The organism is Geobacillus uzenensis (assembly GCF_002217665.1).
GTDB lineage: Bacteria > Bacillota > Bacilli > Bacillales > Anoxybacillaceae > Geobacillus > Geobacillus subterraneus.
On record NZ_NEWL01000007.1, the window covers coordinates 26,717 to 48,720 of the forward strand.

Here is a 22,004-nt window from a genome sequence, read left to right on the forward strand (position 1 = left end):
AAGGTTGCAAAAAATCGTAATGCTTGCTTATAGTGAAATCTACACCTGTTACTAGCCGACTGCATAACTTTTAGGCTCCATTCATCAAATAGACCATTTATTGCATGATCACGCATTCATCGGCCAGTTTTTATATTGTCGTTCTGCTTGCTCCATGAACTTATTTGTTAAGAACTGCAATTGTTGTCCCGTAATTTTCTCCTTCATGAGCACTTGCTTGACAGCTAATTTCACTTTGGCATAGACATCGCGGCGGTGAGGACTCGTCCAGTCTACGGCTAATTGTTTCTTTAAGGCGTTGACCACCTTATGGATTAAACTCGCAAGAAACTCGTTTGAGAACGCTTCCTGCTCCATAGCCGTGATTGCTTTGTAAAATTCAATTTCTTCCTCTGACAGCCCCAAGTCGTGTCGCCTGCGTATTTCTTCTTCCATTTCTTTGCGCATGTTAATCATAACCCTGACCACATCGGCAGCCTGAATAACACGATTATGATAATCCCTTAACGTTTTCTCTAGAAGTTCGCTTAACGCCTTTGACTGTGGGCTTCCTTGGCTAAATGTCACTTTGATTTGGTCCTCTAAAAGTTTTTTCAACAACTTTAAGCGCAAGTCTACATGCTCTTTTTTCGTTAAATCTGCTAAGAACGCTTCGTCCAATATGCTGATATCTGGGCGTTCAATCCCTGCTATTTGGAAAATGTCAACAGTTTCTTTCGCTAATAGACTATTGTCAATCAGTTCTGATAATCGCTCTTCTAATGTTTTGTTTTCCTTAGATCCTCGAGTAGACGGGCGTAAATGTTTGCGAAGCTGCGCTTTCATCATTAAATAGAGCATGACTTCATCTGCAAGTTCAAGTACTTCCGGCTGATGTTTCACCAACTGATACGATTTTTCTAGTTTGGTGGCTGCTTGGATATATTCCTCGGGATCTCGATTTAAAAGAATGTTAACAAGATCTGCAATGAAGTCTTCGCGCTCTATCTTTGGTTTTGCCCGCCAGTTTTGCACATCAATCTTGCTTGGAATAAATCCCCTTACTGTCTCCAGATGATTCATAAAGATGTTAACGGCTTCGGAAATATCATAAGTAGGACTTCCCGTACCGCCGCTTTGCGTATATTTATGAGTTGCTTCTTTCAGAGAGGTGGCAATGCCAATGTAATCAACGACGACACCGCCTTCTTTCCCCGGAAACACGCGGTTTACACGGGCAATGGCTTGCATCAGGTTATGTCCCTTCATCGGCTTATCAACATAAAGATAAGAAAGCGGTTTGGCGTCCATTCCTGTCAGCCACATATCAACGACAATGACAAATTTCAACGGATCTTCTGGATCACGAAGTTTGGCTTTCACTTCTTCTTGTTCTTTTTTCGATTTAATATGCGCATATTTGCTTCCCGGCTGGACTTCGCGCCACTCTTTAGGATCCTTTGATACATCCCCTGTCATAATCACTTCAACAGGAGGGCATTCTGGAATCTCTCTCAGATAATTATACAAATCCACCGCAATGCGCCGGCTCATGCAGACAATCATTGCTTTTTGAAACGGATTGGCGACTTGGTTAATTATGTCTTCTGTTGGCAGGCGAAACGATCGATCGAGTTCTTTCCGCTACCTAGGGCATTTTCTATGACCGAAATGCCCTATTTGTGCTGGGCTTTTTTATACACTAGCACTGGGGTGAATAGTTACGTTGCCTGTAATTATAAGTATCATTATTTTCTATGTCGAAAGAGGTCCAAATGCTGATATTTATTTCGTGATCATAATTTATGGTATCTTATCAATTATTGGTATTTTATTCGCGGCGTTATCGTGTTTGATGACTAAACGTTTCTTTCTGCTAATTATCAGCTTGATAGGAAATGGAGCGGTTTTGGCCGTTGCTTTTCTTTTGCTATTGGCAATGGGGATTAGTGAACCATAAAAAATATTCTTAAACTATTAGGTGGGTTAGTTGAAATAAGATTTTTCGAAGTCGATTCCCTGACTGGGAAATCGGTTTTTTTATTTCATTAAAACGGTTAGACAAAAATAAAAAGACCTGATTGCTCCGGTCATTCCCACTCGTATGGGTCCCAACTATACGTTTTTGCAGAGACCGTACCTTTAAAAAATGTAAATTAGCACATTATTTCAGAATCCCTTTTTCAAATTATTTCAGGCGGATTCGGAAATAATGTGCAAAATTTTTGCGGATTGTTCCGGATTTTGCACATTCTTTCGGAACGTTTGCACGCTCTTTCAGATGAAGATTTCCAGCGCGCCTGATGGACCGATGGAAAAGAGAAAGCACAAAAGAGGCCGATTCGGCCCCTTTCGTGCTAATACCCCATTTCCTCTGCGGCCATGCGCACCACTTCTTCGTCAATGGCGTCCTTTTTCAGCTGATACCCGTATAACAGGCACGTCGTGGCCAACGTGTTGATGACACGAGGCCAACCACGTGATTGCAGGGCAATCGCCTCTAACGCCGATGGGGTGAAGATCGGATGCTTCGCCCCGGCCTGTTTCATCCGATGCTCGATGTAGCCCGCCACCTCTTCCTTCTCCAGCGGCCCCATCCGGCATCGCATGATGATCCGCTGATCGAGAGGGCGGTGCTGATTGAGCCGCAGCTTCCCCTGTAAATGGGGCAGCCCGGCCAACATCAAGACAAATGGGTTGGTCGAATCCATCTCAAAGTTGAACAAGATGGCGATGTCCTGTAAAAATGCATCCTTTGCTAAATGCATCTCGTCCAAAATGAACACCGGCGTGATCCGTCGTTCATGATGCAATCGCTCGATCGCCTGCTGGATTTGGCGGAAGAGGTCTACCTTGCGGTACTTCGGTTCCTCTCCTAATCCCAAGGCCAGTCCACGGTAAAAATCCATCACGCCTCCGGTCGATAACGGGAAGTAGACCACATGATACAACGAAGGGGACAACGATTCCTTCCACGCCCGAAGGGCGAACGTCTTGCCCGCCCCCGGCTCCCCAATCAACAGCCCGATTCCCCCGGGTTCGTTTCACGTACTCCAGCGCCCGCAGCGCTTCTTGAAACGCCGCCCCTTGATACGCCTCGGACGGATCTGTTTCTTTCGCAAACGGCTATAAAAAAGCAATCCCGCCTAACCAAACGAAAAACCCCAAACGGTCATGGATGCCTCCCGTTTGGGGTTCGCTCAAGAGTAGAGCACGATCATCGCAATGAAAAAGTACGCCGCGTTGGCGATTTCCAAGATGCCTAGTTTCATGATCGGCAGCGATTTTCCGTATAAGTAGACAGCGCGAATGGCGCTCGGCGCGTAGGCCAAAACGGCAAATGTCTCGCCGATGGCAATGAGACCGGCAATCAACAAGGCATGGTACCCCCATGACAGCCATTTGTACCGCTCGTTTTTCTTTTCGCGAATCATCGTTTTGACGTAAAACGTGCTGCCAATGAAAAAAAGGAAGGAAAATGCGGCCAATTCGAACGCCTCCAACGTCAATTCCCCGCGCCCGACATAAAAGGCGCCCAAGCCGCCGACGCAAAACGCCGCGATGGCCGCAACATCATTCCAGAAAGCGCGCTCGTTCTTTTTCTTGCTGTAGTAGATGTTTACTAGGAAAAACGGAATCATCGCCAAGCCAAAGAGAACAAGAGCCGGCCGCTGCCAAAGGGAAACGGCCAGAGCCGGCGCGGCGATGGCGCCATAGCGGGCGGCGGCGGGCACGTACGGCTCTTTCCGCTTCGTTTTCACCGCCATCAAGAGCGGATACGTCGCCAAATAGAGCGCAAGCCAGGCGACAAAGAGCGGCGCGTGAATCCACGAAAGCCCACCGGCGTACGCCCCGAGCCAGAACGGGATGATGAGCATCGCCCAGGCGCCGTGTTGTTTTGGCATCACCCATTTGCTTTTGTTCGCCATCCGTCTCATCCTCCGCTTACCGGTGGAATAAAGGCGACCGTGTCGCCGGCGTGAAGCGGCGCTTCGTCGCGGACATACTCCTCATTGACCGCGGTCATGACGCGCCCGAGCGAGACGCCATAGCGCTCTTCCACTTCGTCTTTCAGTTTTTTCACCGTTTCCGGAACGTGCGGCCACATCACTTCCCGCTCGCCGATTTGCTCGCCCAAATGGGCGAAAAACAATAGACGGATCATTCCTCTTTCACCTCCGGTTTTCCGGACGGATACGCCGTTGTTTCCAACTGGTCGCCCACCCAGGCGCTTCCGTCCTCCCATTGCTCTTTTTTCCAAATCGGCACGATTTGCTTGATCCGCTCAATGGCATAGCGGTTCGCCTCATACGCTTCGGCGCGGTGCGGCGAGGAAACCGCGATGACGACGGCGATGTCGCCGATCTTAAGCCGCCCGATCCGGTGGGTGATGGCGGTTTTCGCCCCTGGCCATTTCTCCGCAATTTCCGCCCCGATTTGCGCCAGCATTTTCTCCGCCATCGACACGTACGCTTCATATTGCAAAAAGAGCGTCCGCTTGCCGTTCGTCCATTCACGCACCGTGCCGGCAAACACGGCGACCGCGCCGGCTTCCGGGCGCATCACTTTTTTCATCACGTCTTCGACCGAAATCGGTTCAGACGTGATGGCAAACAACGATTCCGTCATGTCCCTCTTCTCACCTCATTCATCAACCATGGGATATATGCGGCCTCATCAGCCAGCGAAAACACAGGGTGCGGCAGCGGCCGGGAAAGCGGCTCCCAGGCGATGACGGCGCGGATGTTGGCGAGGTGCTGAAGCGACGCCCAATCTTCCTCGGAGCGCACGAGCACGACTTTCGGATGGGGCGCCTGCTTATAGCCTTCGACCAGCACGAGATCCAGTCGAAGCGGCGCATAAAGCGCCAACACATCATCCAACCGCCACAACGGGCGGCGGAGATGCAGCTGCAACAGCCCATCCCCTTCCACCGCTGTCGCCACCGCCCCGGCCCGCTCATGACGGACGGAATCGACGCCTTCCGGCCGTGCCGGCTCGCCTCCATGGCCGTGATGCTTTACCGTCCCGACGCGCCATCCTTCCCGGACGGCGGCCGCCACCCATTTTTCGACGAGCGTCGTCTTGCCCGTATGTTTATAGCCGACAACTTGCCAGACGTTCATTCGCTCGATCCCTCATCATCATCGAGCAGCCATACGTCCACCTCGTCATCCTTAGCGAACCCTCTCGTCCCGCCCGGCAGCACCATCAAGGCGTTGGCCGCCGCGAGCGAGGTGACGATGTTCGACTTATCCATGCCGACCGGTTTGACGATCAGCCGGCCGTCAATCGCTTCGACTCGGCTGCGCACGAAGCGGGTGAACGGATTCGGCTTTGGAAAATCGGCGCCGAGCGTGGCCTTCACTTTTTTCAAATACGGCTTGGGGGAAAACAAGCGCGTCCGCACGACCGGGCGGACAAACAGTTCATAGCCGACGTAGCACGCCGACGGATTGCCGGAGAGGCCAAACAGCAGCTTGCCATTCCACTCCGCGACGGTCGTCACGCTCCCCGGGCGCATGGCGATTTTGTTAAACAAAACGTTCGCCCCCAGCCGCTCGTAAATGGCGGGCAAATAGTCGTAATCGCCGACCGAGACGCCGCCGGTCGTCACGAGCATGTCCACTTGGTCGAGCGCCTCGCGCACGGCGTGAAAGCACGCGTCGAGGTCGTCGGCCAGCTGGCCAAAATAGATCAGCTCAGCGCCGCTTTTGAGCGCCTGTGCTTCAATCATGTAGGCGTTGCTGTTGCGGATTTTTCCCGGAACGAGCGGTTCAGAAACGTTAAGCAGCTCGCTGCCGGTTGCAAACAAGCCGATCCGCGGCTTTTTCGCCACCTTCACTTCGGCGTAGCCAAACGTCGCCAACAGCGCCGCCACTCCCGGATTGATGCGCGTTCCTTTCTCGACGAGCGGTTGTCCCTTTTTGGCATCTTCTCCTTGAAATGAAATGTTGTCGCCAGGGCGGAACGGGCGCTTAATCGACATATACGTTTTTCCATCCCGTTCATACTGTTTGGCCAGCTCCAACATGACGACCGCATCACACCCTTGTGGAATTTGCGCTCCGGTCATCAGGCGCACCGCTTGAAACGGACCAACGGGCTGTTCCGCCACTTGTCCGGCGCCAATCGTTTCGATCACTTCAAACTCGACCGGACGATCCAGCCCCGCTCCTTCCGAATCGGCGGCGCGAATGGCAAATCCGTCATACGGGGAGCGATCAAACGGCGGCACATCATGGTCAGCGCGCAAATCTTCAGCCAAATAGCGGCCATACGACTGGCGAAGCGGCACCGTTTCCTCTTCTCCCACTCCGGCGTAACGCATCACCCGATCGATCGCTTCCGCTACAGGAATCGGGGTTCGTCTTTCAACCATCTCTCTCTCTCCTTTCGATCATACGCCTGGCGGCAACGATAATCTTTCTTTTACCGTTGTTGCCATTGTTGCAGTTGTTTTATGCCTCCCGCCAACTTTTCATCAACGACGCTCGCATCGGCGATATGTTGCAAAATCATCTCCCGCGTCTCGCCGAACAAAGCGGCCGACTGTTCGAGCTCTTGCCTCACTTTATCCGCATAGCGGTATTGTTCCTGAATATAGTTTAGCACGTCTTGGGCCCGATTTTCGACTCGATCGATCAACTCCATCATCGCCGACCATTTCCGCGCTGTATGGATGCTCATTTGGACAACCGTTTCGATCAAGGACGAAATGACTTCCGTCTGCTCGAGCGATCGCTCGATTTCGTGCTGCACAGCGTCAGTTAGCTGGTGAATCGTTTCGGTGCTGTCCGCCGTATGCTCAGCCAATTTCCTCACTTCAGCAGCGACAACGGAAAACCCTTTGCCATGCTCCCCGGCGCGGGCGGCTTCGATCGAGGCGTTTAACGCAATCAAATTCGTCTGTCCAGCGATTTCTTTGATCACTTTCACAATTTGTTCAATTTCTTGCGAGCGGCCGCGCAACCGATGCATCGCGGCCGATGTCGTTTCCATCTCACTGCCGAGCCGCCCCATCGCCTGCTCCATTTCTTCCGACATGCGGATGCCTTCTTTTGCGGCTGCGACCATCTGGCCCGCTGTCTCCGCCAACGCGTTCCCTTGTTCGCACAGACGGTCGGAAATCGCATATGATGACTTGCTGAGCGTACTGACATTATCAACCTTTTCTTTCGTTCGGTCAACCAGTTGGCCTAATACATGGTGTTGCCCGTTGACCACCTCGTGCTGGTGAACGATTTCCTGCAGCTCCCCAAGCAGGTCTGCCACCGTCTCATGAATGGCTTCCTTTTGTCTCGTGAGCTCTTCTTTCATCTCAGCGAGTTGCCGCTCCAGTTCTGTTTTTTCCTCCTCCCACTGCCTTCCCTTCACCAACGCCCACATATTTGTCTCCCCTTTTCCTGCTCTTGATTGGCTTCTGTTGTCAACACGCTGTATGTTCTCTGCTGAACATGTCCGTTCTCGTCCATGAAAGCAGACACCGCCTCCGAAAAGAATCAGCAAAAGTCTGCTTTTTTTCATTGTACGATAAAGAAGAAACGGGCTGTTGTGATGTTTGTCACATAGATCGATGTCCACTTTTTTTTACGTATGTGAGATCCGTCACAACACCTTTGTGGAAAACACGGTATGCTGAAGCTGTAACGATTGGATCAATGGAGGGATGATGAATGGAACAGCGGTTTACTGAACAATCATTGATTGGCGATATTGTCACTCAATTTCCGAAAGCGGCTGATTTGTTTAAAGCGCGACGCATCGATTTTTGCTGCGGCGGACAGCGCCCGTTAAAAGAAGCGATCGAAGAGCGCGGACTCGATGGCGAAGCGCTCCTTCGCGAGCTGAACACCCTTTATGCAGAGGCGCAAAACAAGCCGACCGGAAACTGGAGCGAAGCGCCGCTGACCGACTTGGTCGATCATATCATCAACACGCACCACCGCTATTTGAACGAGGAACTGCCGCAGCTCAGCCCATATGTCACAAAAGTATTGCGCGTACACGGCATGCACCACCCGCACCTTTCCCGCGTGCATAAACTGTTTCATGAGTTAAAAACGGAGCTCGAGCAACACTTGATTAAAGAAGAAACAGGAGCATTCCCGCTCATTTTCCAATTTGCCGACAACCCCTCGCCGGAAAACCGGGAGGCAGTCGAGCAGGCCGTTCGCGAACTGGTCAATGAGCATGAGGTCGCCGGCGATTTGATCAAAGACATTCGCGACATCACCAACGACTTCACCCCGCCGGAAGACGCGTGCGGCACGTATCGGCTCGTTTACAATCGACTGGCGGCGCTCGAAGAAGATTTGTTTACCCACATCCATTTAGAAAACAACGTCCTCTTCCCGCGCGTGCTGGCAGCGGTGAAGGCATAAGCAAGCAAACCCTTCCCCCATTTCTAAGGCAAAGGCAGGCGCATTGAACGATAAAGAACAGGGCCGCTCTTCGCTGGAAAGAGCGGCCCTGCTTCTTTGTTACCCACCGATATACGACATTTCAATTTTCGTCCGTTGTTTCGCCGTTTCTTCCGTCCGTTCTTCTGAATAGCGATCTGTCCGCTGGTTCCAAACCGCGGTGATCAACGACTTCAGTTCCTCTTTCGTCGCCCCAGCTCTCAGATTGTCTTTCAACGATACGCCCTTCGAGGCAAACAAACACGTATACAGCTTCCCGTCCGCAGAAATGCGCGCCCGCGTGCAGCTGCGGCAAAACGTTTCCGTCACTGAGGCGATAAAGCCGACTTCCACCTCCGTGCCGACGTAGCGATAGCGGCTCGCCACTTCGCCGAAGTACGCTTTTTCAACCGGTTCGAGCGGATGTATGGCGTTGATTTGTTCATACATCTCTTTTTTCGTCACAACATGGGAGTAATCCCAGCCGTTCGTTGTGCCGACGTCCATAAATTCAATGAGGCGGAGCGGAATGCCTTGTTCTTTGAAATAGGCCGCCATCGGCACGATTTGCGAGTCGTTCCACCCTTTTTTGACGACCATGTTCACCTTGACGCCGAGCCCTGCCGCCCGGGCGGCTTCGATACCTTTTAACACCGGGGCGACGCCGACGCCGATGCCGTTCATTTTGCGGAAAATGTCATCATCCAACGCATCCAAGCTGACGTTGACGCGCTTTAGCCCGGCTTCTTTCAGCCGCTGCGCCCATTTCACTAAATGGACGCCGTTGGTCGTCAAGCCGATATCGCGCAGGCTGGGAATCGCAGACAACCGCGCAATGAGCGCGTCTAAATCGCGCCTTAAGAGCGGTTCGCCGCCCGTCAAGCGGATTTTTTCGACGCCAAGCTCGACAAAGCATTCCGAAAGAAGCGCCATTTCCTCGACCGTCAACAGCTCGCCTTCCGCCAAAAAGCGAAAATTCGGCCCGAACACTTCGGCCGGCATGCAATAGACGCAGCGAAAATTGCATTGGTCGATCACTGATAACCGCAAGTCGCGAAGCGGGCGGGACAGGCGGTCCATGACGTTCGTTCGGTTGCGCTCGCTCATCGCGCTCCCTCCTTTCTGTTTCGTTCGCCTCATGATGTTGCCAGGCGGCTTTGTTTATTCTCGTAAACGACCGAGTTTCGTCGCAAAGACCAATAAACTGAATGACAATCCGATCGTGACCGCCACCCATGCCCACGCTACCTCCATCCGCCCCGACTCCATGGCCATATAGACGGCGGTCGGGATCGTTTGCGTTTTTCCTGGAATATTACCGGCAAACATGAGTGTTGCGCCAAACTCCCCGAGGCTGCGGGCAAACGACAGCACCGCTCCGGATAATAGTGCGTGTCTGGCAAGCGGCAGCGAAATATGCCAAAAGACTTGGCGCTCATTCGCCCCATCGATGCGCGCCGCCCCTTCAATGGTTGGATCGACCGCTTCGAGCCCGGTTTTGGCCGCCTGATACATGAGCGGGAATGACACGACCACGGCGGCCATCACCGCGGCACCAGGCGTAAACAGTACGGTCGTATGAAACGACGCCTCGATCCACTGGCCCATCGGACTATGTCGGCCAAACAAGACGACGAGCAAAAAACCGACGACCGACGGCGGCAACACGAGCGGCAACATAAACACCGTCTCCACCAACGTCTTGCCGCGAAACCGGCGGCGCGCCATCCGCTTCGCCGCCGCTGTCCCTAAGACCGCGACAATCAAGCCAGCGAGGAGCGATACTTTGATCGATAACCAAACCGGTGACCAAAACGATGTCATGAATCAACCTCTCTTTGCTATATCCCCATCCTACTATACGGAAACGAGCAGGCAAACGCTGTGACACTGCTCACATTGATTGTATCATATGGGCGGGGAAATCCGGTTTAGAAAAATTTGTGACAACCTGCACAAAAAAAGTGACAAACGGTGATTTTTTTCACTCTGTCCTCACTGTGATGTTTTTTACAATAGAAGCAGCCGAACAAATGGAGGTGTCGATCATGCAACGGCCAAGCCAACCAGTGGAGAAACGCGATTTTTCCCTCTTGCGCTCGTGGCTGCAATCGTCGAAAAAAGTGATTCCGCTTCGCAAACATTCGTTTTTGTTTCAAGAAGGGATGCCGGCCAATGAGCTGTATTTGATTCTTTCCGGTAAAGTGCAAGTAAGCAAAATTTGCCCGGACGGAAAAGAAATGTGTTTCCGCATTTGTGGAAGCGGGGAAATTGTCGGCGAGCTGACGCTGTTTACGAACGACCCGCGCTATTTATTGACCGCCAAAGTGATTGAACCGGGCGAGGCAGCGGTGATGAATAAAAACGAACTCGAAGAGCAGTTGCTGATCAATCCCACCCTTACCCTTGAATATATGCGCTGGATGAGCAAGCATGCCCGGCGGACGCAGACGAAGTTTCGCGACTTGATGATGAACGGCAAAAAAGGGGCGCTCTATTCGACGCTCATTCGCCTATGCAACAGCTATGGCGTCCCGCTTGAAGATGGGAGTATTTTCATTGATGTGACGTTAAAAAACCAAGACTTAGCCAACTTTTGCGGCACGACACGCGAAAGCGTCAATCGGATGCTCAATGCGTTAAAGCAAGATGGGGTTATTTCCATGAAGAGGGGGAGAATCACCATCCACGACTTGAACTATTTAAAAACGGAAATCCAATGCGAAGATTGCCCACCAGATATTTGCTGCATTGAATGAAATTTAGCGGGCTGTCATAAAAGAGTTGCCAAGCGGCTCTTTATGGACAGCCCTGCTCTTTCACTAAATTTTTTTCGCCCGCATCCGGCGATAGACGACGTAATGCCGGTTTAAATATGTCAGCGGGACGCTCCATACATGAACGAGGCGGGTGAACGGCCAAATGCCAAATAACAGCAAGGCAGAGAGAATATGAATTTGAAATCCAATCGGCGCATCGCTGACGAGCTGCGGCAGCGGCCGAAACGTTAAAATACCGCGAAACCAAGGGCCGATCGTATCCCGATAGTCAAACGTCCCACCGGTCGCTGTATATCCAACCGTATTTGTAAACCCTGTCAAAATGACTATCGTTAATAGCAGCAATACAACAAGATCGCTTTTGCTGCTATGGCGGAGAAGGCGGCGAACGCTCAACCGCCGCCATAAAAGCAACACCACCCCAATCACAGTCGCGACCCCGGCGGCGCCGCCAAACCAGACCGCCCCAAAATGGTACATCTCCTCTGTAATCCCGATTGATTCATAAAATGCCTTTGGAACTAAAATGCCGGCAACATGGCCAAGAAACACGAAGAGAATGCCCCAATGAAACAGAACGCTTCCCCAACGCAACCGCCGTTTCTCAAGAAACTCACTTGACTTCGCCGACCAGCCAAACTGATCAGTATTGTAACGGTAAATATGGCCGGCAACAAATAATGTCAACATAATATACGGATAGATCACCCAAAGGAACTGGTCAAGCAACGTCATGTGGCCTCCTCCGCTCTCATTGGAATATCCGCCCCATTTGTTTCTTCCAGAAATGCGTCCATGCCTGCAAGACAGCCGTCCAAAACAAAGAAATACGGGTGGTTAACCTCCTGCAGCCTGTCCGCCAACCCCTTGATGGCTTTGTGGTGGGCGAGAAGGACGTTTTTCGCATCGTTGACTGGGGCGACAGCGGCAAACTCGAGCATAAGCGGCAAGTAATCCGGCAGCTCATCCTCTGTCAATTCCAAACCTGCACGACGAAATGCTTCTTTTAGTTTTAACAGCGCTTGGCCGCGCTCTTTTTGATCGCCAAACAAGTAGTACGTAAGATACATCGTCGTTCGATCGCTCAAATCAAATGTTCGCACATAGAGCTCGCACAGCTCGTCGATCGCTTTTGTTTTCGCGTGGTCAAGAAACTGTAAAAACCGTTTGCGGGCTGTATGGTTGGCGAGCTTGGAAATTTCATAAAACAGCTGCTCATCTTCCAGCCATTCTCGTTCCGGGTACTGCAGCAAAATGGAAGCGAGCTTACATAGTTTCTGATGCTCTTCCACCCTCATCCCCCCAATCAAACGAGTAAAAACGTTCCGCATCATATTCAGAGCAACCGGAACAAGACTCCATAAACGCATAGCCGGCCGTCCCTTGACCGTAAAACGCGTTGCCGGCCTTTTCCCGATGGGAAGACGGAATGACATAACGGTCGGAATATTTCGCGACAGCCGAAAGCTTATACATTTCCTTGACCGTATGTTCATCCATGCCGACTTTCTCGAGGATACTCCGGTCTGGCTCTTTTCCTAGGTTTACCGCCCGCATGTAGCTGCGCATGGCCACCATTTTTTTCAGCACCGTGCGGATGACCTCCGTGTCACCGGCAGCCAACAAATTAGCCAAATACTCAATTGGAATGCGCATTTGGTCAATCGCCGGAAAAATGACATGCGGATGAATGTCGTCCAACCCGCCGTCAAACGCCCCCATGATCGGACTGAGCGGCGGAATGTACCAAACCATTGGCAACGTCCGGTATTCCGGGTGAAGCGGGAGCGCGATCTTTTGCTCGACGGCAAGTTTATAAACCGGTGAGCGTTGCGCTGCTTCAATCCAATCGTCCGTATACCCCGCTTCACGTGCTGCTTCAATCACGTCTGGATCATACGGATTTAAAAAGATGCGCAAATGGGCATGGTACAGCTCTTTTTCATCTTGGACCGAAGCGGCCGCCTCGACTTGATCCAAATCGTAAAACACGATGCCGATGTAACGGAGCCGGCCGACGCACGTTTCTGAACAAACTGTCGGCAATCCTGCTTCCATACGCGGAAAACAAAACGTGCATTTCTCCGCCTTATGCGTTTTCCAATTAAAGTATACTTTTTTATACGGACAGCCGGTCACACAAAACCGCCAGCTCCGGCACGCGTCATGGTCAACAAGCACAATGCCGTCCTCATCCCGCTTATAAATCGCCCCTGACGGACAAGAAGAGACGCAAGGCGGGTTTAAACAATGTTCGCAAATGCGCGGCAAATACATCATAAACGTTTGTTCGAACTCAAATTTCACTTTTTCTTCAATGCCTTTTACGTTCGGATCGCGTTTTCCTGTTTCATATACCCCGGCCAAGTCGTCTTCCCAGTTCGGCCCCCACGTGATGTCCATGTATTCGCCGGTCAGCTGTGACTTAGGCCGGGCGACAGGCTGGTGCTCCCCTTCCGGACGATTGATCAGCTGTTCATAATCGTATGTCCAAGGCTCATAGTAATCGTCGATCACCGTCATATTCGGGTTGTAAAACAGGTTTAACAGTTTATTCACCCGGCCGCCGGCGCGCAGCTCGAGCTTCCCATCTTTGAGCACCCAGCCGCCTTTATGCCCGTCCTGGTTTTCCCATTCTTTCGGATAACCGATGCCCGGTTTTGTTTCCACATTGTTCCACCACATATATTCCGCCCCAGGGCGGTTCGTCCATGTATTGTTGCATGTAATGCTGCATGTGTGGCAACCGATGCACTTGTCCAAATTCATGACCATCCCGAACTGCGCTCTAACTCTCAAGCCAATCCACTTCCCTTTTTTCAAGTTTGCGGATCATCACTTGCTCATCCCGCTGATTTCCTGTCGGTCCATAATAATTGAAGCCATAGCTTAATTGTGCATAACCGCCGATCATTTGCGTCGGTTTGACATGGATGCGGGTTGGGCTGTTGAACGTGCCGCCGCGCAGTTTGCTGATTGGCGAGCCGGGCACGTTAATATGACGTTCCTGCACATGGTACATAAACGCGACCCCACGCGGCAAGCGATGGCTGACGACCGCCCGGGCAACGACCACCCCGTTGCGGTTGTACATTTCGATCCAGTCGTTGTCAGCAATGCCGGCTTCTGCGGCATCTTCTTTGTTCATCCAGACATGTGGACCGCCGCGGAACATCGTCAGCATCGGCAGGGTATCTCCGTATGTGCTGTGGTATGACCACTTAAAGTGTGGCGTCAAATAACGAAGAGTGAGTTCTTTGCCGCTGACTTCCGGACGCCGGTCATGGCCGTAAAAAGCAAGCTTTCTGAGCGGCGCTTTAAACGTCGGCAATTCTTCTCCAAACTCAAACATAAGCTCATGATCCAAGTAAAAATGCTGCCTTCCTGTCAACGTCCGCCAAGGAATCAACCGTTCGACGTTCGTCGTAAACGGAGAGTAGCGACGGTTTCCGGTTTCGCTTCCGCTAAAGACAGGAGTGGTCAACACTTGCCGCGGTTGGGCAGTGATCGCCTGAAAGGTAATATGTTCCTCAGCCCGCTCAATGACTAAATCTTTTAACGGCTGCATCGTCTTTTTCTCCATTTCTCCCCATGCCTTGAGCGCTAAGGAACCGTTCGTTGTACTTGAAAGCGCCAAAATAGCTTCGGCAGCATCCCGGTCTGTCAACAAACTCGGACAATCTTTATACGGACCTTCCAACGCCGAAGAGCCGAGCGTATCAAGTAGCCATTTGTATTCTTCCCTGGCGTCCCAGCTGAGCCCTTTCGCCCCGATTTGTTCACGAACCATCGGACCAAGCGCCACAAACTTGTTGTATACTTCCTTATAATCCCGCTCTACAATATGCAAGCGCGGGAAATTCACCCCCGGAACCGGCTCTGCCGCTCCTTCTTTCCAATCGTTTACGACCCCAAACGGCTGTGCGATCTCATCGCGCGTATCATGCAACAGCGGGGTAGCGACAACATCTGACACCGGCTTAGAAAAATAGCGGACAGCCAGCTCAGAAAATGTTTTGGCTAATCCTTTAAAAAAGTCCCAATCCGATTTTGCTTCCCACGGTGGGGCAATGGCGGGATTGAACGGATGGACAAACGGGTGCATGTCCGTGCTGCTGACATCATACTTCTCATACCATGTCGCGGCCGGGAGAACGATGTCCGAATACAGTCCGGTTCCGGCCATGCGGAAATCGATATTGACCATTAAATCCAGTTTGCCTTCCGGCGCGTTCTCATCCCAAACGATCTCACTCGTTTTCAAGTCATCATTTTGTTCGCTGAAATTCGCATGATGGGTGCCGAGCAAATGTTTTAAAAAGTATTCATGCCCTTTTGCCGAACTGCCGATGAGATTTGCGCGCCAGACAAACATCACGCGCGGAAAATTAATCGGATCGGACGGGTTTTCAATGGCAAATTTAATGTTTCCTTTTTTGATTTGCTGAACGACATATTGAACCGCTTCCTCGTTCGTCTTTGCGTTCGCCTGTTCCACTAGCGCAATGCTGTTGGCGTTAAACTGCGGATAAAACGGAAGCCAGCCTAGCCGGGCGGCCAAATAATTGTAATCGCCGCCATGTTGGTAGCGCGGCTTGTCAACGAGCGGGGAGACGTGTTCATCCATGCTTTGATCTTCATATTTCCACTGTTCGGTGACAAAGTAGAAAAACGACGTCCCGTTTTGCAGCCGCGGCGGTCCTCCCCAGTCACGGGCCATGGCGATCGTCTGCCAGCCCTCAAGCGGGCGCACTTTTTCTTGACCGACATAATGCGCCCAGCCGCCGCCGTTAACTCCTTGTGATCCGGTCAACAAGACAAGGTTTAAAATTGCCCGGTAGATGGTATCGGAATGATACCAATGGTTAATGCCCGATCCCATGACGATCATGGAGCGTCCTTTGGAATCGAGGGCATTTTGGGCAAACTCGCGGGCAATTTGCGCCGCCGTCTTTCGATCAATGCCAGTGATCGCCTCCTGCCATGCCGGCGTGTATGGCTTCATGTCATCGTAATCGGCCGGATAATCACCAGGCAGCCCGCGGTTGACGCCCATTTTGGCAAGCAACAAGTCAAATACTGTCGTGACATACACCGTCTCCCCGTTTTGCTTAATGGCCTTGACCGGCACTCCGCGTTCGAACACCGTCTTATTTCCTGCCTCAAAGTGCGGAAACTGCACGACGACGACATCATCTTGCTGGCCAAGGAACGTCAAAGCCGGGCGGATTCCGATTCGTTTATTGTCCATATCGTTCAGCTGCAAATTCCAATTCCCGCTGTTCTCCCAACGATGGCCAATCGTCCCGTTCGGCACGGCAAACGTCTTTGATTGCTCATCCCAAACAATCGTTTTCCATTCCGCATACTGAAGCGGCATGCCAAGGTCGCTCGCCCGCAAAAAGCGGCCGGCGGTATAACGATCCCCCTGTTTGTTCAGCATGACTAAAAAGGGCAAATCGGTGTATGTTTTAACATAATCAGAAAAATAATCAGCGGATTGATCGACATAAAACTCTTTTAAAATGACGTGGGTCATCGCCATTGCCAACGCTCCGTCCATTCCCGGCTGCACCGGCAGCCAGTTGTCGGCAAACTTCACAAATTCAGCATAGTCAGGGCTAATAGCGACGACTTTTGTCCCCCGGTAGCGCACCTCAACGTAAAAATGGGCATCCGGGGTGCGCGTTTGCGGCAAGTTCGATCCCCAGACAATCATGTAGCTTGAGTTAAACCAGTCTGAACTTTCCGGGACGTCTGTCTGTTCCCCCCATATTTGCGGAGAAGCCGGCGGCAAATCGGCATACCAGTCATAAAAGCTGAGCAAGGCGCCGCCGATCAAATTCAAAAACCGCGCCCCGGCCGCATAGCTGACCATCGACATCGCCGGAATTGGTGAAAACCCAAAAATGCGATCCGGCCCGTACGTTTGAATCGTATACATCAGTGACGCGGCGATCATCGTATAAACGTCATCCCATTTCGCCCGCACGAACCCGCCTTTTCCACGGGCGCGTTTATACCGTTTCGCTTTTCCCGGATCTTCGACAATCGACTTCCACGCGGCTACGGGATCACCTTCTTGTTGCAGCGCTTCTTTCCAAAGCCGCAACAGCACCCCGCGCACATACGGATAGCGGACGCGAAGCGGGCTGTATGTATACCAGGAAAAACTCGCTCCCCTCGGACAGCCGCGCGGCTCATACTCCGGCATATCGGGGCCTGTTGTCGGGTAGTCGGTTTGCTGCGTCTCCCATGCGATTATGCCGTCTTTCACATGCACTTTCCAGCTGCACGAACCTGTGCAATTGACCCCATGGGTTGTACGAACCACTTTATCATGTTGCCAGCGGCGGCGGTATGTTTTCTCTACGTCCCGCCCGTATGGCGACAACTCGGCGTGGCCGGCGATTTTTCCCGACCGACCGAAATACTTCAGTTTGCGCAAAAGCGGGGCAGGTTTTTCGTTCATTTTGGTTTATCTCTCCTTTCTTTCCCTTGAACTAAAAGAGCAATGCCTCTTCATCAGCGCTATGGATGCGGTTAATGTGAAGCAATGCGTGAAAGCGGGTCAACACCTCGCGGTCAATCTGTTCTGACAACCGCTGCCTAATTTCAGCAATTAACGTTCTCATCATGTCATGGTCACGTTTGAGCTGCGCGATCGTTTCGGACAACTCCTTTCTCTCCTCTGCTTTTTCGCGGTAAAAGCCTTCTTCTTCTGCTTCCGCATGAGCAATGATCCGTGTTTCCCAGTGCTCTACAAGGGCATCCGCCACTTCAGCGGCATGCTCACAACGCCCATCGGTATACAATGTTTCCAACAGTTCAGTCAGGCGCTTCGCTTCGGCAAAGGCGCCATGATGAATAGAACGATGCGCTTCCAATTTTCTTAGTGACGGTCCGCTCATTTCATCATCTCACTTCCCTATTTGTACCGATTTCCTCTATTCACCTACAATTTCCAAACAACGAACAAATTATGCAGAAACGAAAAAAGATATTCCTTATATTTCTATGTGACGATATTCACATACATTGCGCATATTAGTTGTTTAAAATATAAGAAAATTAAAAAGAAGGTGACGAAATGGTTCATCCTCTTACACGCCTTGGAGTCGATGTACTTCTCGAATCGTTGGCTGTTCAAGGGATCACCCATATGTTTGGCTGCTGCCATGAAAGCATGCTGCCTGTCCGTTATGCGCTACACTCTTATCCTTGCCTGTCATATATCGAAATGAAACATGAACAGGCGGTTGTTCATGCCGCAGACGGCTACGCCCGCGCTTCAGGGAGACTCGGCGTGGCGATCATCGGGTCGGGAATCACAAACAGCATTACTGGAATCGCCACCGCCTTAAGCGATTCTGTACCGCTCCTTGTCATTATTGGACGGCCCTCACCGAACGATCATTTATACGCTCCCGATCTCGACATATTCCCGATTAAAATCGCCGTTTTGAACAACGGCTACTTAGGAATGGTGCGTCAATGGCAGGAACTGTTTTACCAAGGGCGTTATTCAGCAGTAAAGATTACATCCCCGGATTTTGTCAAGCTTGCCAAAGCGTACGGAGCCATAGGATCTGCAGCCGATTCGGAAGAAGAGGCGGAAAGGATCATCAAAAACGCGTTAACAAACGATGGGCCAGTCTTGCTTGATTTCAATATTGCTGAGGAAGAAAACGTCTATCCGATCGTTCCCCCCGGACAAAGCAACGATCAAGCCATTTTGACCCGTTGACTTACCTTTAATGCAAAAAGCGCCGGCCAACAAACAACTGCGGACGCTTTTTTCTTTTTTGATGGAAAGTGACATGCATCACTTCGTTTTCTCTCAATCTCTCTATAATTAAGAAATATAAGGCTTTGGGCGGCATCCATCTTGTTTGTGGAACAGGATCGATCAATGTCCGCTCGTTTCCGCGCCGTCGTCTTCGCCGGTTTCGGTCACCTTCAGCATGGCGACGGCTCCTTTTTGTGCATGATTAAACTGATGAGTAACGATCGGATACGTTCCCGGTCGAGTGACAGTAAATTCGACAACGGCACCGCCGCTCGCCGGAAGCATCACCGTCTGCATCCCTTGCAAATGGTTGTTCGGGTTGCCATCAAGGTACACATCATCGAATACTGTACCAACAACATGGAATGAGCTTACTTCGTTCGGACCGACATTGTTGATATACAAGCGGATTTTCTCACCGACTTTCGCCAATAATGGCTTTTCTTTAAGGGTAAATGTGTCCCCGTTCGTATTTGGATCACCAGGTTTGAGCGCTTTGGACGAGAAGACGACATAGCTTGGCACACCGTTTTGGAAATCGTTCATATCGTTGTATTTATACCATTCATTTTGGATGAGCACATATTCACGATCTACTTCCTTGTCGGTCGGATAACCGTTTTTTGGCTTGACAATGATCACGCCGTGCATGCCGTTGGCGATATGCTGCAAGACTGGCTTCGTACCGCAATGGTACATAAACACACCTGGTTTATTTGCCGGATAGGTGAACGTTCCCGATTTGTTCGGCATCACATCAATAAAATCTTTTGACGGTGAAGCGTGAACGGCGTGAAAATCCATGCTGTGCGGGACGACCGGGTCCATATTTTTCAACGTAAAATGGATCGTATCCCCTTCATTGACAACGACGAGCGGTCCGGGAGCTTGACCGTTAAATGTCCATGCTTTGTAAATTTTCCCTTTGTCAATTTCAATGTCGGTGATTTGCGCTGTCATTTCGATGTGGACATCATGAGGGCCGACCCGCTCCATTTTTAACGGCACCGGTGCTTGATTCACCCCTTTGTGCGCCGCTAAAACATTCGGCTCCGACTGTTGCGTGGCTGCCGTTTTGTTCTTGCTTTCTGCCTTCACCTGTTCCCCCCCGCTGTTGCACGCCGCTAAAAGTGAGGCGGCTAACACGGTCGACAACACTGCATATACATTTCGGTTCATCGTTCTTCCCCCCTCTAGCGAAATTCGTTTACACCTTGAGCGTACGCCATTTTCGCTTTCCCCCTAGTGATTTTTATCACCAATGAACACGCATATTTGAAGGGTTTGTGAAACAGTGAGCAATACGTTTTATCACTACTGTGAAAACGATAATGGGCGTTCTCACGTTGGCTAACGGAAAACCCTCCTTCGCCTCTTGATCATCTCCGCCTCCGTCACTTGTCTTTCTTTCGTTAAATCCGTCGTCTTCCCAAATGAAAAAGAGGCCAAAAGCACATGCTTTTGACCTCTTTAAGGTGTTACGATGCGTACCGATTTGCCGGTTCGCCTGCTTTTTTGCCAAAGACGATTCGATTCAATAAGAAGCAGATCAACGTAAATAAGCTAAGAAGCATAAACCCGAGCACGTAAGAACCAGTCACATCTTTGATGATGCCCATTAAAATCGGCGGGAAAAAGCCGCCCAGTCCGCCCCATGCGCCGACAAGGCCGGTGACGGCGCCCGTTTCCGCTGGGAACAGCTGCGGCACGAGCTTGAAGACCGCACCGTTTCCTAATCCGGACATCACCGCCAATAACAGGCAGGATACCGTCATTATCCAAATGTTTTCCATTCCAAACGCGATCGTCAACGCGCCGATCGTCATTCCAGCGTAGACGAACGTCAATACCCGCTCGGCGCCGATTTTATCGCCGAGGTTGCCCCCGATCGGCCGCGCGAGTGTGGCGAGTACGGTAAACCCAGCCGCGCGCATCCCGGCATCGACCGGTGTCAACCCATACAAGTCAACGAGGAGCGACGGCAAGTAAATGCCAAAGGCGACAAATGCTCCGAATGTGACGAAGTAAAACAGCGACAATGTCCACGTATGTTTGTATTTCAACACTGACAGCGATTCGCGCATCGTTTTTTGTTGCTTTGGCTTCGGCATATCGGGTGTGAAAAACCAAACGAGAATAAGCATGATGACGATCGGAATGATCATTCCCCAAAACGCCCACGAAACCCCGAAAGCGGCAGCGATCGATGGAACCGAAAAGCTGGCGACCGCTGTGCCGAAGTTGCCCATCGCGTTAATCCCAAGCGCTGTTCCTTGCTTTTCCGGCGGAGTCAAGCGCGACACGAACGTTACCGAGATCGCGAACGATGTCCCAGCCATACCGATGAAAAACGCCCAAAACATTAACATCGCATACGAATCCGCAAACCCTGCGCCGATGAGCGGAACGATTAAAAACAGCAGCAGCAGCGAAAACAGCCTTCGTCCGCCGATCCGGTCCGTCCAAATGCCAAGCGGCAGGCGCATGACTGAACCGAGCAGCACCGGAATGGCGACTAAAATGCTTTTTTGCGTCGATGTCAGGCCGTACATTTCTTGAAACGTGCTCGCCAGCGGCGAAAAGACGGCCCAAACCGCGAATGAAAACGTCATGGCCAATGTTGTGATCGGCAGCAATGCTTTTTGTTTATTCATAAAAAGCCCTCCTTTTTCCCCTCGACTCTACTCGTAAATGCAAAGCATCGTTTGTAGTTTCATCATACGTGACCGAAGGAGGAATGTTTGTGAGGTTTATCACATTTTTTGTTGGTGTCATTGTTTTGTCAAAATTGGCTCCCTAACTTTATTTTTGGGTTATCCATACACTGTATGTATGAGAAAAACTAACAAAGAGGACGCTCTAGGAGACCGTTTATCCTTAAAGGATCGATACAAAAAATATTCTTGAATGAATGATTTTATTTATGGCATAAAAAAGTGCCCCCATCCTTCGGGGACACTTGCCTAGTAGGGGGATTTTTTGCATTGCTTCAAGGACATTCCATCGTGACGTAAATATCAAGGTGGCTATGGAATCGCCATCACCTTGGATTGC

At 51.1% G+C, this 22,004-nt stretch carries 18 protein-coding genes and 2 pseudogenes; 3 read left to right on the forward strand and 17 right to left on the reverse strand.

Going from position 1 to position 22,004, the window contains the following annotated elements; translation table 11 throughout:
* Positions 1–108: 108 nt before the first annotated feature.
* From B9L21_RS11950 to B9L21_RS11995, 8 genes and pseudogenes are all read right to left on the reverse strand, one after another.
* A pseudogene (locus tag B9L21_RS11950) lies at positions 109–1,575 on the reverse strand (type I restriction enzyme endonuclease domain-containing protein); the annotation flags it as partial.
* 761 nt (positions 1,576–2,336) lie between these two features.
* Positions 2,337–3,105: pseudogene (locus B9L21_RS11965) on the reverse strand (ExeA family protein); the annotation flags it as partial.
* Positions 3,106–3,179: 74 nt separating this feature from the next.
* Positions 3,180–3,908 (reverse strand): YwiC-like family protein, encoded by a 729-nt coding sequence (locus tag B9L21_RS11970; protein WP_063166562.1) that lies wholly within the window; start codon positions 3,906–3,908, stop codon positions 3,180–3,182.
* Positions 3,909–3,913: 5 nt separating this feature from the next.
* Positions 3,914–4,144 carry a molybdopterin converting factor subunit 1 gene (gene moaD, locus B9L21_RS11975; protein WP_063166563.1) on the reverse strand — a complete coding sequence of 77 codons (231 nt, stop codon included), beginning with the start codon at positions 4,142–4,144 and terminating at the stop codon, positions 3,914–3,916.
* Entirely contained in the window at positions 4,141–4,608 is a 468-nt protein-coding gene (locus B9L21_RS11980) for a molybdenum cofactor biosynthesis protein MoaE (RefSeq protein ID WP_063166564.1), read from the reverse strand. Before B9L21_RS11980 ends, moaD begins: the two co-directional genes overlap by 4 nt.
* Entirely contained in the window at positions 4,605–5,105 is a 501-nt protein-coding gene (gene mobB, locus B9L21_RS11985; protein ID WP_031405159.1) for a molybdopterin-guanine dinucleotide biosynthesis protein B, read from the reverse strand. The genes B9L21_RS11980 and mobB overlap by 4 nt, the downstream gene beginning before the upstream one ends.
* On the reverse strand, positions 5,102–6,361 hold the full coding sequence (gene glp / locus B9L21_RS11990) for a gephyrin-like molybdotransferase Glp (RefSeq protein ID WP_063166565.1): 1,260 nt from the start codon (positions 6,359–6,361) through the stop codon (positions 5,102–5,104). The genes mobB and glp overlap by 4 nt, the downstream gene beginning before the upstream one ends.
* 50 nt (positions 6,362–6,411) lie before the next feature.
* Entirely contained in the window at positions 6,412–7,368 is a 957-nt protein-coding gene (locus B9L21_RS11995) for a methyl-accepting chemotaxis protein (protein ID WP_063166566.1), read from the reverse strand.
* 287 nt (positions 7,369–7,655) lie between these two features.
* Here B9L21_RS11995 and ric point away from each other — a divergent pair, with 287 nt between their 5' ends.
* Complete coding sequence (gene ric, locus B9L21_RS12000; RefSeq protein WP_063166567.1) at positions 7,656–8,363, forward strand: iron-sulfur cluster repair di-iron protein; 708 nt, start codon at positions 7,656–7,658, stop codon at positions 8,361–8,363.
* A gap of 99 nt (positions 8,364–8,462) precedes the next feature.
* Here the strand turns inward: ric and moaA are convergent, their stop codons facing one another.
* Complete coding sequence (gene moaA / locus B9L21_RS12005) at positions 8,463–9,488, reverse strand: GTP 3',8-cyclase MoaA (RefSeq protein WP_063166568.1); 1,026 nt, start codon at positions 9,486–9,488, stop codon at positions 8,463–8,465.
* 54 nt (positions 9,489–9,542) lie between these two features.
* Positions 9,543–10,205, reverse strand: coding sequence for a molybdate ABC transporter permease subunit (gene modB, locus B9L21_RS12010; RefSeq protein ID WP_063166569.1), 663 nt, complete (start codon positions 10,203–10,205; stop codon positions 9,543–9,545).
* Positions 10,206–10,429: 224 nt separating this feature from the next.
* Between modB and B9L21_RS12015 the strand changes: the two genes are divergently transcribed.
* Entirely contained in the window at positions 10,430–11,140 is a 711-nt protein-coding gene (locus B9L21_RS12015; RefSeq protein ID WP_063166570.1) for a Crp/Fnr family transcriptional regulator, read from the forward strand.
* A 63-nt stretch (positions 11,141–11,203) separates the two neighbouring features.
* Here the strand turns inward: B9L21_RS12015 and narI are convergent, their stop codons facing one another.
* Genes narI through B9L21_RS12040 form a run of 5 tightly spaced genes read right to left on the reverse strand, consistent with a single transcriptional unit; the run spans position 11,204 to position 18,072 of the window.
* Positions 11,204–11,896, reverse strand: a complete 693-nt coding sequence (gene narI / locus B9L21_RS12020) for a respiratory nitrate reductase subunit gamma (RefSeq protein ID WP_063166571.1) — start codon at positions 11,894–11,896, stop codon at positions 11,204–11,206.
* On the reverse strand, positions 11,893–12,453 hold the full coding sequence (gene narJ, locus B9L21_RS12025) for a nitrate reductase molybdenum cofactor assembly chaperone (protein ID WP_063166572.1): 561 nt from the start codon (positions 12,451–12,453) through the stop codon (positions 11,893–11,895). The genes narI and narJ overlap by 4 nt, the downstream gene beginning before the upstream one ends.
* Complete coding sequence (gene narH, locus B9L21_RS12030; RefSeq protein ID WP_063857362.1) at positions 12,428–13,960, reverse strand: nitrate reductase subunit beta; 1,533 nt, start codon at positions 13,958–13,960, stop codon at positions 12,428–12,430. Before narH ends, narJ begins: the two co-directional genes overlap by 26 nt.
* Positions 13,950–17,633 (reverse strand): nitrate reductase subunit alpha, encoded by a 3,684-nt coding sequence (locus tag B9L21_RS12035; protein ID WP_063166573.1) that lies wholly within the window; start codon positions 17,631–17,633, stop codon positions 13,950–13,952. Before B9L21_RS12035 ends, narH begins: the two co-directional genes overlap by 11 nt.
* 31 nt (positions 17,634–17,664) lie before the next feature.
* Positions 17,665–18,072 carry a hemerythrin domain-containing protein gene (locus B9L21_RS12040; protein WP_063166574.1) on the reverse strand — a complete coding sequence of 136 codons (408 nt, stop codon included), beginning with the start codon at positions 18,070–18,072 and terminating at the stop codon, positions 17,665–17,667.
* Positions 18,073–18,251: 179 nt separating this feature from the next.
* On the opposite strand from B9L21_RS12040, the gene B9L21_RS12045 reads away from it, so the two are divergent.
* Positions 18,252–18,908 carry a thiamine pyrophosphate-binding protein gene (locus tag B9L21_RS12045; RefSeq protein ID WP_082816572.1) on the forward strand — a complete coding sequence of 219 codons (657 nt, stop codon included), beginning with the start codon at positions 18,252–18,254 and terminating at the stop codon, positions 18,906–18,908.
* 162 nt (positions 18,909–19,070) lie between these two features.
* Here the strand turns inward: B9L21_RS12045 and B9L21_RS12050 are convergent, their stop codons facing one another.
* Positions 19,071–20,129 (reverse strand): multicopper oxidase domain-containing protein, encoded by a 1,059-nt coding sequence (locus tag B9L21_RS12050; protein WP_063166576.1) that lies wholly within the window; start codon positions 20,127–20,129, stop codon positions 19,071–19,073.
* Positions 20,130–20,428: 299 nt separating this feature from the next.
* On the reverse strand, positions 20,429–21,604 hold the full coding sequence (locus B9L21_RS12055) for an MFS transporter (protein ID WP_063166577.1): 1,176 nt from the start codon (positions 21,602–21,604) through the stop codon (positions 20,429–20,431).
* Positions 21,605–22,004 lie beyond the last annotated feature (400 nt).

Excerpts from the sequence above, each read along its gene's own strand:
- B9L21_RS11970 (WP_063166562.1), bottom strand. The coding sequence starts at position 3,908 with ATGGCGAACAAAAGCAAATGGGTGATGCCAAAACAACACGGCGCCTGG.
- moaD (WP_063166563.1), bottom strand. The coding sequence starts at position 4,144 with ATGATCCGTCTATTGTTTTTCGCCCATTTGGGCGAGCAAATCGGCGAG.
- B9L21_RS11980 (WP_063166564.1), bottom strand. The coding sequence starts at position 4,608 with ATGACGGAATCGTTGTTTGCCATCACGTCTGAACCGATTTCGGTCGAA.
- mobB (WP_031405159.1), bottom strand. The coding sequence starts at position 5,105 with ATGAACGTCTGGCAAGTTGTCGGCTATAAACATACGGGCAAGACGACG.
- glp (WP_063166565.1), bottom strand. The coding sequence starts at position 6,361 with ATGGTTGAAAGACGAACCCCGATTCCTGTAGCGGAAGCGATCGATCGG.
- B9L21_RS11995 (WP_063166566.1), bottom strand. The coding sequence starts at position 7,368 with ATGTGGGCGTTGGTGAAGGGAAGGCAGTGGGAGGAGGAAAAAACAGAA.
- ric (WP_063166567.1), top strand. The coding sequence starts at position 7,656 with ATGGAACAGCGGTTTACTGAACAATCATTGATTGGCGATATTGTCACT.
- moaA (WP_063166568.1), bottom strand. The coding sequence starts at position 9,488 with ATGAGCGAGCGCAACCGAACGAACGTCATGGACCGCCTGTCCCGCCCG.
- modB (WP_063166569.1), bottom strand. The coding sequence starts at position 10,205 with ATGACATCGTTTTGGTCACCGGTTTGGTTATCGATCAAAGTATCGCTC.
- B9L21_RS12015 (WP_063166570.1), top strand. The coding sequence starts at position 10,430 with ATGCAACGGCCAAGCCAACCAGTGGAGAAACGCGATTTTTCCCTCTTG.
- narI (WP_063166571.1), bottom strand. The coding sequence starts at position 11,896 with ATGACGTTGCTTGACCAGTTCCTTTGGGTGATCTATCCGTATATTATG.
- B9L21_RS12035 (WP_063166573.1), bottom strand. The coding sequence starts at position 17,633 with ATGAACGAAAAACCTGCCCCGCTTTTGCGCAAACTGAAGTATTTCGGT.
- B9L21_RS12040 (WP_063166574.1), bottom strand. The coding sequence starts at position 18,072 with ATGAGCGGACCGTCACTAAGAAAATTGGAAGCGCATCGTTCTATTCAT.
- B9L21_RS12045 (WP_082816572.1), top strand. The coding sequence starts at position 18,252 with ATGGTTCATCCTCTTACACGCCTTGGAGTCGATGTACTTCTCGAATCG.
- B9L21_RS12050 (WP_063166576.1), bottom strand. The coding sequence starts at position 20,129 with ATGAACCGAAATGTATATGCAGTGTTGTCGACCGTGTTAGCCGCCTCA.
- B9L21_RS12055 (WP_063166577.1), bottom strand. The coding sequence starts at position 21,604 with ATGAATAAACAAAAAGCATTGCTGCCGATCACAACATTGGCCATGACG.